General features: G+C 75.6%; 8 protein-coding genes. 4 read left to right on the top strand and 4 right to left on the bottom strand.

The features are described 5' to 3' along the window. Nucleotides 1-2: 2 nt before the first annotated feature. The gene (locus JKP75_RS23570) at nucleotides 3-1,040 is read right to left on the bottom strand and encodes a GNAT family N-acetyltransferase (RefSeq protein WP_200489549.1); all 1,038 of its coding nucleotides are present in this window, start codon (nucleotides 1,038-1,040) and stop codon (nucleotides 3-5) included. Between the two features lie 510 nt (nucleotides 1,041-1,550). Between JKP75_RS23570 and JKP75_RS00900 the strand changes: the two genes are divergently transcribed. The 4 genes from JKP75_RS00900 to JKP75_RS00885 are packed head-to-tail and all read left to right on the top strand — an operon-like array spanning nucleotide 1,551 to nucleotide 6,637. Then, the gene (locus JKP75_RS00900) at nucleotides 1,551-2,975 is read left to right on the top strand and encodes a polysaccharide biosynthesis tyrosine autokinase (RefSeq protein WP_200489550.1); all 1,425 of its coding nucleotides are present in this window, start codon (nucleotides 1,551-1,553) and stop codon (nucleotides 2,973-2,975) included. Nucleotides 2,976-2,979: 4 nt separating this feature from the next. Beyond that, entirely contained in the window at nucleotides 2,980-4,851 is a 1,872-nt protein-coding gene (locus tag JKP75_RS00895; RefSeq protein WP_200489551.1) for a nucleoside-diphosphate sugar epimerase/dehydratase, read from the top strand. Next, complete coding sequence (locus JKP75_RS00890) at nucleotides 4,848-5,996, top strand: aminotransferase class I/II-fold pyridoxal phosphate-dependent enzyme (protein ID WP_200489552.1); 1,149 nt, start codon at nucleotides 4,848-4,850, stop codon at nucleotides 5,994-5,996. Before JKP75_RS00895 ends, JKP75_RS00890 begins: the two co-directional genes overlap by 4 nt. Then, nucleotides 5,993-6,637 carry a sugar transferase gene (locus tag JKP75_RS00885; RefSeq protein ID WP_309229397.1) on the top strand — a complete coding sequence of 215 codons (645 nt, stop codon included), beginning with the start codon at nucleotides 5,993-5,995 and terminating at the stop codon, nucleotides 6,635-6,637. Before JKP75_RS00890 ends, JKP75_RS00885 begins: the two co-directional genes overlap by 4 nt. A 62-nt stretch (nucleotides 6,638-6,699) precedes the next feature. Here JKP75_RS00885 and JKP75_RS00880 read toward each other — a convergent pair whose 3' ends face one another. The 3 genes from JKP75_RS00880 to JKP75_RS00870 form a co-directional block, all read right to left on the bottom strand. After that, the gene (locus JKP75_RS00880; RefSeq protein WP_200489553.1) at nucleotides 6,700-8,361 is read right to left on the bottom strand and encodes an FAD/NAD(P)-binding protein; all 1,662 of its coding nucleotides are present in this window, start codon (nucleotides 8,359-8,361) and stop codon (nucleotides 6,700-6,702) included. Then, nucleotides 8,358-9,065 (bottom strand): acetyltransferase, encoded by a 708-nt coding sequence (locus JKP75_RS00875; protein WP_200489554.1) that lies wholly within the window; start codon nucleotides 9,063-9,065, stop codon nucleotides 8,358-8,360. The genes JKP75_RS00880 and JKP75_RS00875 overlap by 4 nt, the downstream gene beginning before the upstream one ends. A gap of 120 nt (nucleotides 9,066-9,185) precedes the next feature. Further along, nucleotides 9,186-9,764 carry a phosphatase PAP2 family protein gene (locus JKP75_RS00870; RefSeq protein WP_200492680.1) on the bottom strand — a complete coding sequence of 193 codons (579 nt, stop codon included), beginning with the start codon at nucleotides 9,762-9,764 and terminating at the stop codon, nucleotides 9,186-9,188. Between the last annotated feature and the right edge of the window lie 2,132 nt (nucleotides 9,765-11,896).

Genomic DNA, 11,896 nt, shown 5'->3' with positions numbered 1-11,896 from the left:
GGTCAGGCGGAGCGGCGCCAGGGCGGGAAGTAGCCGGCCGTCTCGTCCGTGCCGGCGAGCTCCCGGTACCGGTCGCGGTCGTGCACGAGCTTCGCGACGGAGAAGGGCAAGGGTTCGCTCGCGGGGTCGAACCGGTGCTTGAAGGTGAACAGGGACGAGGTCATCGACCCGCCGAGCCCGCCGCCGAGGTGGAAGACCTCCACGCCCTGCTCGCGTCCCCACTCCGCAGCCGCGAGGAAGCAGCGGTTGGACGCGCCGATGGAGCGGGCGGCGTCGGCCGACGCCCCCAGGTGGTAGTGCAGCCGCGGACCTTCGACGAAGCAGAGCAGGGCGGCGATGAGCTCTCCGTCGACCCGGCCCTCCACCAGCACCGGGTGCAGGGTCTGCTGCTCGGCGACCAGCGCCTTCCAGTACGCGGCTGGGAAGTAGAAGAACGGATCCGCGTGCTGGCGCTCCATGGTGGTGACGTAGAGGTCGCGGAAGGCGCTGAGCGAGAAGGGCCGCGGGGTCACGGTCACCTCGAGGCCCGCCCGGTCGGCCTTGCGCGCGGCCCGGCGGTGGTGGGCGTGCATGCCGGCGAACAGGTCGCGCCCCGGGGTCAGGTCCCAGGCGACCGTGCACCCGGCGGTCACGACCTCGGCCGTCGGCGGGACCAGCGCGGTGTTCCCCAGCGGCGGGTGCAGCCGGAGGAAGGTGCACACCACCCCGTTGACGCGCGCCCACTCGTCGAGGGCGGGACCGAAGGCGGCGACCGCCGCCCCGTCGCGGGCCAGGGGGCCGCCGTAGCCGTAGGCGCTCACCGCGTCCCAGCCGCTGCCGTCCGGCAGGGGGCGGAGCAGGAGCGGGAGGACGAGAACGGCGTCGCGGTGCCGGAACCGCAGCAGGACCGGCACCGTGCCGGGCACCTCCAGGAGGGCGGAGGCCCGGTAGTAGGCGGCGCGGGTGTAGGTGTCGAGGCCGCCGGCCTCGGTCACCGCGGCGTCCCAGTCGGCCGCCCGGACCACGCGCACGCCCGGCGTGGACACGACGGGGGCCGCCACGGACGGACGGCCGGCGCTCAGCTCCACTCCGGGCACTTCAGCGTCCGCAGGACGGAGCAGCGAGCGCGCCGGCGGGGCCGAGGAGGGTCACGCGCCGGAGGCTAGCGCCGTCCGGGCGGGGGCAGAAGGGGTCACGCCACGTAGCAGGGCATTTCCTCCGACCGGGTCGCGCGGGTGACGGCCGCGGAAGCCGGGGCCGTCGCTGCTCACGGTCGGTGACCAGATCGTGCGGTCACCTACCGCCGCCCTCCGACCACGCTCCGCGACGACAAGCCAGATGTGCACCGTCCGTTACCGGATCTCACCGCGCGCAGTTTCAGCTGTCTGACCTGCTGTTTCTCCGTTCCGACGGCCGATCCGGCCGCTCCGCTCCGTAACTGCCGTGCACCGAACCGACCACTTGGGGCGACAGCGGCACTAGCGTCCGCCCCATCATCGACACGAGGCCGCCGTGACGCACCGGAGCGGGCGCCTCCACCTCGAACGGGGAACTGCGTGGGCACCATCGACATGACGGGTCTGATCCGCCGCTACGGCCGGCTGGTGCTCGCCGGCGTCCTCGCCGGGCTCGTCGTCGCGGGGCTGCTGAGCTGGACCGCGGAGAAGACCTACACCTCGTCCACCCAGCTGTGGGCGAAGGCGGCCGGGCCCACCGCCAGCTCCGACGCCTACGAGGGCAACCTGTTCACGCAGGAGCGGATCAACTCCTACCCGCAGGTGCTCACCAGCCCCGACCTGACCAGCAAGGTCGTCGACGAGCTGGGCCTCGACGAGACCCCGGAGGAGCTGGCCGGCCGGATCTCGGTCGCCGTGCTCCCCGAGAGCATCGTCCTGGACGTCCGGGTGACCGACAGCACCCCGCAGGGCGCCCAGGCCATCGCGAGGTCGCTCGGCGAGCAGTTCAAGCAGCGGGTGGCCGAGCTGGAGACCCCGGCAGGTGCCACCGCCTCCACGGTGGAGGTGACGACGATCAAGGCCCCCACCTTCGAGCCCGATCCGGCCGGCCCGGACCTGGTCGGCAACCTCTGGCGCGGCGCCGCCCTCGGCCTGCTGCTCGGTCTGGCCCTCGCCGTGGTCCGCAGCCGCACCGACCGCACCGTCCGCACGGACGACGACGTCGAGGCGGCCGCCGGGGCGCACGTCGTGGGCCGGCTGTTCTCGGACCGCTCCCTCGGCAAGCAGGCGGTCCTGGACCAGCTGGACGGGCAGCGCCCGCTCTCCGAGGCGTTCCGCGCCCTGCGGCTCAACCTCCGCCACCTCGCCGTCGAGTCGCCGCCGAAGGTCGTCGTCGTCTCCGGGCCGCTGCTGGGCGAGGGCGCCAGCACGGTCGCGGTCAACCTGTCCCTCTCCCTGGCCACCGCCGGCCACCGGGTGATCCTGGTCGACGGCGACCTGCGGCGCCCCCGGGTCAGCCGCTACCTCGGCCTCCCCGACGGGCCCGGGCTGACCGACGTCCTCAGTGGCGCCGCGCAGCTGCAGGACGTCGTCCAGACCGGCGTGGAGGGTCGGCTGACGGTCCTCGGCGCCGGGCCGATGCCGCCGGACCCGGAGGCCGCGCTCGGCTCACCGCGGATGAAGACCGTGCTGGACGTGCTGCGCAACCACTGGGACTTCGTGATCATCGACGCTCCGCCGCTGCTGCCGGTCGTCGACGGCGCGGTGCTGAGCGCGCTCGCCGACAGCTGCCTGCTCGTCGCGCGCCACGGGCGGACGAAGCGCGAGCACCTCGCCGAGGCGGCCGCGTCCGTGGCACGGGTGCACGTCCCGTCGCTGGGCGTCGTGCTCAACCGCATCCCGCGGAACGGGGGCGACGCGACCCCCGGCTCCCGCCCCTACAAGGCCGACGCGCGGCGACGGGCGAACGCGACCACCGCAGCGCACACCGAACCCGAGGCCGGCTCGGCTGCGGGCAACCCCGACCACACCGCGGAGTGACGACATGACTGCCACGGACCGCAACGTGCGGTGGAAGCTCATCCGCTACGCCATGCTCGGCGGCGACCTGGTGTCGCTGCAGGCCGGCCTCGTGCTGGCCATGACCGCCCGGTACGAGGGCTCGGTGGACCGCATGAACACCCCGGGCCTCGTGGCGGGCATGGCGCTGGCCGTGTTCCTCTTCCCCCTGGCCTCGGCCGGCCTGCGGCTGCACCAGGGGCGGTACGCGGTGGGCACCGCCGAGGAGGTCAAGAGCCTGGGCGCCGCCGTCGGCCTCACCGCGCTGGCGATCCTCGGGGTCGTCGCCCTGAGCGGCACGCCGCGGCTGATGCCCCTCAGCGTGCCGGTGATCGGCGCGGTCCTCTCCTTCGTCATGATGATCGGCTTCCGGCTGGCCATCCGCAGCCAGCGCGAGGGCGCCATCCGGCCCCGCACCGGCCAGCGCACGCTGGTGTTCGGGGCCGGGATCGCCGGCGAGCAGCTGATCCGGTCGATGCTCGCCGACCCCGCCAGCCCCTACCTGCCCGTCGGCCTGCTGGACGACGACCCGCGCAAGCGGCACCTGCGCATCCGGGGCGTCCGGATGATGGGCGGCCGCGAGCGGATCTCCGCCGCCGCGGCCGCCACCGAGGCCGAGACCGTCGTCGTGGCCATCCCCTCGGCCGACTCGGCGCTGGTCCGCGACCTCTCCCAGCGGGCGAACGACGCCGGGCTCTCGGTGAAGGTGCTCCCCCGGGTCACCGACCTGCTCAGCCGCCGGGTGGGCATCCGCGACGTCCGCGACATCAACGTCGCCGACCTGCTCGGCAGGCGGCAGATCGACACGAACCTCACCGAGATCGCCCACTACCTGCGCGGCAAGCGGGTGCTCGTCACGGGCGCGGGCGGCTCCATCGGCGCCGAGCTGTGCCGCCAGATCGACCAGTTCGGGCCGGGCGAGCTGATGATGCTCGACCGGGACGAGTCGGCGCTGCACGCGCTGCAGCTGACGATGTTCGGCGAGGCCAAGCTGCACGAGCCGCAGGCGATCCTCGCCGACATCCGCGACGCCGAGGCCCTCGAGCGGCTGTTCGCCGCCCGGCGGCCCGAGGTCGTCTTCCACGCCGCCGCCCTCAAGCACGTGAACATGCTCGAGCAGTACCCGGACGAGGGCTGGAAGACCAACGTCCTGGGCACCCGGAACGTCCTGGCCGCCGCGACGTCGGTCGGGGTCACGCACTTCATCAACGTCTCCACCGACAAGGCCGCCGACCCGCAGAACGTGCTGGGCCGCACCAAGCGGATGGCGGAGCGGCTCACCGCGACCTACGCCCAGCACAACAGCGGCCGGTTCCTGTCGGTGCGGTTCGGCAACGTGCTCGGCAGCCGCGGCTCGGTGCTGGAGACCTTCGCCGCGCAGATCGCGCGGGGCGGGCCGGTCACCATCACCCACCCCGACGTGACCCGCTACTTCATGACCATCCCCGAGGCGGTCCAGCTGGTCATCCAGGCCGGCGCGATCGGCCGCAACGGCGAGGCCCTCGTCCTGGACATGGGGCAGCCCGTGCGGATCGGCGACGTCGCCGCCCACCTCATCGGCCTGGAGGGCCGGCACATCCCGATCCACGTCACCGGCCTGCGGCCGGGCGAGAAGCTGCACGAGGACCTCTTCGGCACCGGGGAGCAGGACAGCCGCCCGATGCACCCGATGATCAGCCACGTGCCTGTCCCGCCGCTGGAGCACCCCGCGGTGGACCGGCTCGACCGCACCTACCGGTTCGCGGACATCACCCTCGAGGACCCGCAGGACCCGGGCGTCCCCACCGCACCCCAGCCGCGGGTCGCGCGCGCCGCGGCGGAGGACCAGCTGGGCCGCACGGGACGGGTGGCCCTGTGAGCGCAGCTCCCGCCCGGACGCGGATCCTGCTGTCGTCGCCGGACGTCGGCGACCGCGAGCAGGAACTGGTCGCCGAGGCCATCGCCTCGGGGTGGATCGCCCCGCTCGGCCCGATGGTCGACGCCTTCGAGCAGCGGATCGCCGAACGCTGCGGACGGGCGCACGCGGTCGCGCTCTCCTCCGGCACGGCCGCGCTGCACCTGGGGCTGCTCGAGCTCGGCGCACGCCCCGGGACGGCGGTCGTCGTCCCCACGTTGACCTTCGCCGCGACGGCGAACGCGGTGGCCTACTGCGGTGCCGAGCCGGTGTTCGTCGACTGCGATCCCGAGAACGGGCTGATGAGCCCCGCCCTGCTCGACGACGCCCTGCGCGCGCTGCGCGCCGAGGGCACGCCGGTCGCCGCCGTCGTGCCGGTCGACCTGCTGGGCCGCTGCGCGGACTACACCGCGCTCGCGGAGGTCTGCGCCCGGTACGACGTGCCGATCGTCTCCGACGCCGCGGAGGCGCTGGGCGCGTTCCACGGCTCCGCGCCGGCCGGCTCGTTCGGCGCGGTCGCGGCGCTGTCGTTCAACGGCAACAAGATCATGACAACCAGCGGTGGCGGCATGCTGCTCACCGACGACGGCGAGATGGCCGCCCGCGTGCGCTACCTGAGCACCCAGGCACGGCAGCCCGCGGTGCACTACGAGCACACCGAGATCGGCTACAACTACCGGCTGAGCAACGTCCTGGCCGCGCTCGGCCTGGCGCAGCTGGAACGCCTGGACGGGATGATCGGCCGCCGCCGGGCGCTGCGCGAGCGCTACGCGGCGATCTTCACCGACGTGCCCGGCGCGCGGATCTTCCAGCGCGAGGGGGACGCGGCGGACAACTGCTGGCTCACCGCCGTCCTCGTCGACCCGGCGGTCGCGGGGTGGTCGGCGGAGGACCTGCGCGCCGCGCTGGACGCCGCGGACATCGAGTCCCGGCCGCTGTGGAAGCCCATGCACCGGCAGCCGGTCTTCGCCGGGGCGCGCAGCTTCCTCGACGGGTCGGCGGACCGGCTGTTCGCCACCGGGCTGACCCTGCCCAGCGGGTCGGCCCTGACCGGCGACCAGGTGAACGCCGTCACCGGCGCGCTGGGCGCGTTCCTGGGGCTCCGGTGAGCCGCCGGTCGGCCCGGCGGTCGCTGTACCCGCCGGTCAAGCGTGCCGTCGACGTCGTCGTGGCCGGGGCCGCCCTGGTCGTCGCCGCACCCGTGATCGGGGCGGTGGCCGTGGCGGTGCGCCGCGACCTGGGCAGCCCGGTGCTGTTCCGGCAGCTGCGCCCCGGACGCGACGGTGCACCGTTCGAGCTGGTGAAGTTCCGGACGATGCGCATCCTGACCGAGGCCGACGGGGTGGACACCGACGGCGAGCGGCTGACCCCCTTCGGCCGCTGGTTGCGCAGCACCAGCCTCGACGAGCTGCCGACGCTGTGGAACGTCCTGCGCGGCGACATGAGTCTCGTGGGCCCCCGGCCGCTCCTGATGGAGTACCTGGACCGGTACACCCCCGAGCAGGCGCGACGGCACGAGGTGCGGCCCGGTGTCACGGGCCTGGCCCAGGTGCGCGGCCGGAACGCGCTGAGCTGGGAGGAGAAGTTCGCCGCCGACGTCGAGTACGTCGACGGCCTCGGGCCGGCGATGGACCTCCGCATCCTGCTGGCCACCCTCGGCACGGTGCTCCGCCGGCACGGCATCTCCGCCCCGGACGCGGCGACGATGCACCTGTTCACGGGCTCCGACCGGAACGACGCCGCCGCCTGACCACCGGCCCTCCCGACCTCCGCCGCTGGGCGCGCCGGGGTCGGGAGGTCGCGTGGCCGCGCCTAGGACGCGGAGACCGCCTGCGCCGCGGCCAACCGCTCGGGTGGCGGGAAGCCCTCCACCGCGGCCGGGCGCTGCGGCGCCAGCAGCGTGCCGGCGAGCTCCCGGCCCAGCACGGAGCCGAAGCTGCTGATCCGCCCGCAGTGCTCCATGTGCCACACCGGGCCGCCGTTGACCACGTTGCCGGCCAGCAGCGGGCCCATGACGAACATCCCGGGGGCGGCCGCCAGGGTCTCGTCGACGACGATGCCGCTGCCGTGGCGGGTGGGCCGGCACACCCCGCTCTCGATCAGGCCGGCGACGAGCGACGGCGTCGCGTCGGCCACGTGCTTGACCGGGCCGCCGCAGTTGATGACGGCGTCGGCGGGGTCGTCGAGGACGGTCTCCACGCCGTCCCGCCGCACCCCCACCAGCACCCCGTCGCGTCCGGCCCCGCGCACGCCGGTGAAGCTGCCGGCGACGACCTGCAGCCTGCCCGCCGTGGCGAGCTCCTCGACCACCTCGTGGTACTCCCAGCCCGCCCGGCGCTGGTGCCGGCCGAGCTCGACGCCCCAGTGCCCCGCGAACTCCAGCGCCTCCTCGTGCGACAGGCGCGGGAGCACGCGGACCACGCCGTCGGAGATGGGGCGGAGCGTGTCGCAGACCGAGAGGCCGGCCGCCCTCCCGCGGGCGAGGTCCTCCAGAGCCGCCTCGAACACGGCGGCCGCGCGCACCGGCTCCGCGTCACTCAGCGCGTGCAGGCGCTCCGGCCGGAAGTCGACCGGGCCCTGCGCCTCCCGGATCCGCTCCGGCAGCTCGCCGCGCGGGGAGAGCACGGTGATGCGGGCCGCGCGCTCGGCCACGACGGGCGAGTCGCGCAGCTGGTAGAGCATGTCCATGGTGCCGGCGTTGCCGCCGATGAGGACGACGTGCGGCGGGCGGTCCTCGATGCCGGGCCGGGTGATCGCCTGCTCGACCCGGGCCATCGCGACGTCCATCCCGTGCCCGAAGGGGTCGTCCTCGAGGGCGGCGGCGGTCGCGCCGTCGTCGCCGGGCAGGCGGGGCATGACCGGGGAGCAGCCGAGCGCCAGCACGACGTTCCGCGCGCGGATCTCCCCCCCGCCGCAGGTGAGCCGGTACCCGGGACCGTCGGGACGCGCGGCGAGGACGTCGTCCCGGATCACCTCGGTGGCGGCCACCCCGGCCGCCTCCGCGGCGGCGATGGCGGCGTACGCGCGCTCCATGAGGTAGGTGCCGAAGACGTAGCGCGGCAGGTAGAGGTCGTCGAAGTCGTCCCGCGCGACGGCGTCGCGGTGGCGGGCCCACCACCGCGACGACACCTCGCCGTCCACGGCGAGGAACTCGTCGAAGGCCCGGTGCTTGTTCTCCGCCAGCCACCCGGTGAACCGCCGCAGCTCCCCCGGGGGGAGGAAGTCGCGCAGCGGGGTGATCAGCAGGGAGGTGCGCGCGGCCCGGCTGCCGTAGGCGACGCCGGAGAAGGCGTCGGGCGCCCGCTCCACGACGGCGATCCGCACCGGGGCCTCCGGCGGGCTCTCGCCGAGCGCCGCGAGCAGCGCGATGAGCACGTAGGCCGTGGAGGCGCCCGCGCCCACGAAGGCCAGGTCCACCGCGTCGAGATCCTCGGCGTCGTCGGCGACCGGCCGGTCCAGCGTGTCCTGCGTCATCGGGCCCCCAGCCCACTCGCCAGGCGGCCGCCGGACCGGACGAAGTCCGGGTCGGGGGGCCGCTCACCACTCCGGTCGGGCACGATCCGGGCCGGGTTGCCCACGGCCGTCACGTGGTCCGGCAGGTCCTCGATGACCACGGTGCCGGCGCCGATCTTGCACCAGCGGCCGATCCGGACCTTCGGGATCACCACGGCGCCGACCCCGATGTGCGTGCCCTCCCCGACGGTCACGTGCCCGCTCAGCGCCGCCTGCGGGCTGATGTGGGCGTAGTCCTCGACGACGCAGTCGTGGTCGACGCTCGCACCCGTGTTGATCAGCACGTGCCGGCCGAGGGTCGCGTTCGGCTGCACGATCGCCCCGTGCAGGACGACCGTGCCCTCACCGATCCGGGCGGTCGGCGCGATCAGCGCCGACGGGTGCACCGCCGTGCCGTACGTGGCCTGCAGCACCTGCGCCAGCTCGGCGCGCTCACCGTTGATGCCGACGGCAAGGACCAGCGGCACGTCCAGCTCCGGAAAGGCGTCCGGGCCGACGATGCGGATGCCCGGGTGCACGTTCCGGCTCGCCGGGTGCTGGTTGGCCGGGACGTCGTTGAACTGCCGCCGCACGTCGAGGCCCCGCGCACGGAGGACGTCGATCACGACCTGCGCGTGCCCACCGCAGCCGTAGACGTCGAACACCGCCTGTTCGCGGAACGTCACGCGGCCTCCTCCGGCGCTGCCGCCGAGCTCCCCCGCTCCAGGCCGGATCGGGGCGTCGGCGGGCGAAGTCTAGGTCGCATGTGCGGACCGGGGACCCGTTCCGCGCGCGCCAATCCCGCGTTACGGATCCCGCCGGTCCGTTCCGGTCGCCGCGGACGGCCGGATCCCGCGCCGGGCCGGCCGCCAGGCGGCGAGCCGGAAGGCGACGAAGCCGATCGCCCCGCCCAGCGCCCAGCCGGCGAGCACGTCGCTGAGCCAGTGCGCACCGAGGTAGACCATGCTGAGGCCGATCAGCACGGTGCCGGCCGTGAGGACGGCGGCGAGCAGCCGCCCGACGAGGTCGGCGCGGCGCAGCCCCCACAGGATCAGCGGCACGGCCGCACCCGCGGTGAGGGCCCCGATCGACGACGGCATGGCCGTTCCGTCCGTCGGCACGAGCGCCAGACCGGCGGGAGGCCGGGCCCGGCCGATGACCTCCTTGGCCCACTCCGCGACACCGGTGGCGACCACCGACGACACCAGGGCGGCGACGACGGCCCCCCAGGCGCGGAACACCAGCGCGAAGCCCAGGGCCAGCACGAACGCGAGGACATAGGTCCCCTTGGGCTGTCCGATGTCCATGAGCCGTCGCGCGACGTCGTCGAGCCAGTCGACGCGATGGGCGTCGATCGTCTCCAGCACCGCCGTGTCCCACCCCATGCTCCCGAGTATCGACCACCGGGACGCTGCGACGGCCAACAAGGTGGACGCTGGGTGACGCTTCGCACCCGCCGGCGACGCGGGAACCCTCTCGACCGGCCATTTTGGAACGTGTTACGCCCCGCACGATCACCGTGGGTGAGACAGGGCCGAGCGTGTCGCGCCTCGCCGCTGTCCGGTCGCACAGGGGGTTGCCAGGACGTAGCGGGGGGCGGAGGTTCCGGGCAGCCCGGGTGCCGGATGTCCGCGTCGCCGACGTGACCTCCGGCCGGAGCCCGGCCTTCGGGAGGAGCGGGACGTGCACCTCGCAGACGGGGGTCACCGTGGCCGCCGGCCACCGGTGTCCCCCGAGGCGCGTACTCAGCCCGCGAGCCCTCCCCCGCGCCGGCGCTGCTCGGCCGGCCGGCTGGCGGCCGTCCCCGGCCTGGTGCTCTCCGCGTGGGTGCTGACCGGGCTGTGGTCCGGCACGGCGAACGCCGACACCCCGACCGTGCCGCCGGAGAGCTCCGCGGCCGCCTCGTCGCTGCTGCCCGACGTGCCGCTGCTCGATCGGGGGCCCTCGGCGCCGATGACACAGGTGCCGGACGCCGGACCGCCGCCCGACGCCGGGCCCGTTCCCGACCCGGGCGTGCCCCCGAACCTGGGCGTGCCCCTGGACCTGAGCGTGCCTCCCGACCTGGTCGCGGCTCCGGACCTGGGCGTGCCCCCGGGTACCGCGGGCTCACCCGGAGCGGCGCCGGCAGAGCCCGCGAAGCCCCCCGACGCCGGCCCGCCACCGGGCGGCGGATCCGCCCCGGACCCCGGACCGCCGCCGGACGCCGGTCAGCAGCCGCCTCCCCCCGGACCACCGGCCGTCGACCAGCCGCCTGCCGCGAGCGTGCCGGGTCCGCCCCCGGTCATGAGCCCGGACTCCTCCGGGCCACCGCCGCACGCCGGCCCGCCGGACGCACCACCGCCGCTCTCCCCGCTCCCGGACGTGCCGCTCCCGGACGTGCCGCTCCCGGACGTGCCGCTCACGGACGTGCCGCTCCTCGCCCTGCCGCTCCCCGCAGTGCCGCTCTCGGACGTGCCGCTCCCGCCCCTCCTCGCCGTCCCCCCGGTGCCGCCGATCCCGCCGGTGCAGCCGCAGGCCCCCGCCGCGCCGGGGCTCCCCCCGCTCGCGGACGCGCCCCGCACGCCCGATGAGCCGGCTGCGCCCGAGGAGCCGGTCGGGCCGGTCGCGCCGGCCGCTCCGGCCGCTCCCGTCGCGCCGGTCGAGCCGGTCGCGCCCCAGCTCGTGGTGCTGCCCGACCGCGATGAACTCCCCGCCCCCGAGCGCCCCGACCTCCCCGCCGAGCCGGTCCTCACGCAGCTCCGCACCGTCCCGCTCCCGCCGGAGGAGCCGCCGATCCCGGAGGTCGACCCCTCCCCCGCGCCGAGGCGCCCGCTCGCGGTCGAGCCGTCCGCGCTCGCGGAGCCGGCGGACCCGGCTCGTCCCCCGCCCCCGGTTCCGGCCCCCCCCGAGCCGGCCCCCGCCACGCCCGCGCAGGCAGCGCCCGCACCCGCAGAGCTCGCACCCACGCCGCCACCCTGCGCCACCGACGACGCCCCGCCCGTTCCCGCCGACGTCCCCCCGGACGTCCTCACGGCGCTCCCCCCGACAACTGCCACCGACGATCCGCCGCCCTCGGGAACGGGCACGGCCTCCGCGGCCGCGCCGGCGCCCGCGCCCGCGGCCGCGACGCTCGCGACCCCGGCGGACCCGGCGGACCCGGCGGACCCGGTGATCCTGGTGAACCCGGAGCTCGCGACGACGCCGGCGGACCCGACGGCGGGAACCGGTCGCGCGTCGCCGGCGACTCCCGCCGCGGCTGCGGCGGTCGCACCGGAGCAGGCGGCCGCACCTGCCGGCCGGTGGCCGCTCCCGACGGCGCCCGCGCAGACGCCCGGCCCGCCGGCCGGTGCGAACGGACCGACGAGCGCCCCCTCCGGCGGAGGGCCCGGCGCGGGCGGCCCCACGCTCCCCTGCGCCGTCCTCGGCGCGCTCCAGAAGGTGCTGCTGGTGCCGGTGCCGACGGGGCCCCGCGCGGAGGACGACGCCCTCGTCCCTCAGCCGCGCCGAGGAGCCGCAGCCCAGTCCCGACTGAGCCGGG

Source organism: Blastococcus sp. TML/M2B (genome assembly GCF_016612865.1).
Classification (GTDB): Bacteria; Actinomycetota; Actinomycetes; order Mycobacteriales; family Geodermatophilaceae; genus Blastococcus.
This window is presented reverse-complemented; position numbering and strand designations above follow the sequence as displayed.

Excerpts from the sequence above, each read along its gene's own strand:
- JKP75_RS00900 (WP_200489550.1), top strand. The coding sequence starts at position 1,551 with ATGACGGGTCTGATCCGCCGCTACGGCCGGCTGGTGCTCGCCGGCGTC.
- JKP75_RS00895 (WP_200489551.1), top strand. The coding sequence starts at position 2,980 with ATGACTGCCACGGACCGCAACGTGCGGTGGAAGCTCATCCGCTACGCC.
- JKP75_RS00880 (WP_200489553.1), bottom strand. The coding sequence starts at position 8,361 with ATGACGCAGGACACGCTGGACCGGCCGGTCGCCGACGACGCCGAGGAT.
- JKP75_RS00870 (WP_200492680.1), bottom strand. The coding sequence starts at position 9,764 with ATGGGGTGGGACACGGCGGTGCTGGAGACGATCGACGCCCATCGCGTC.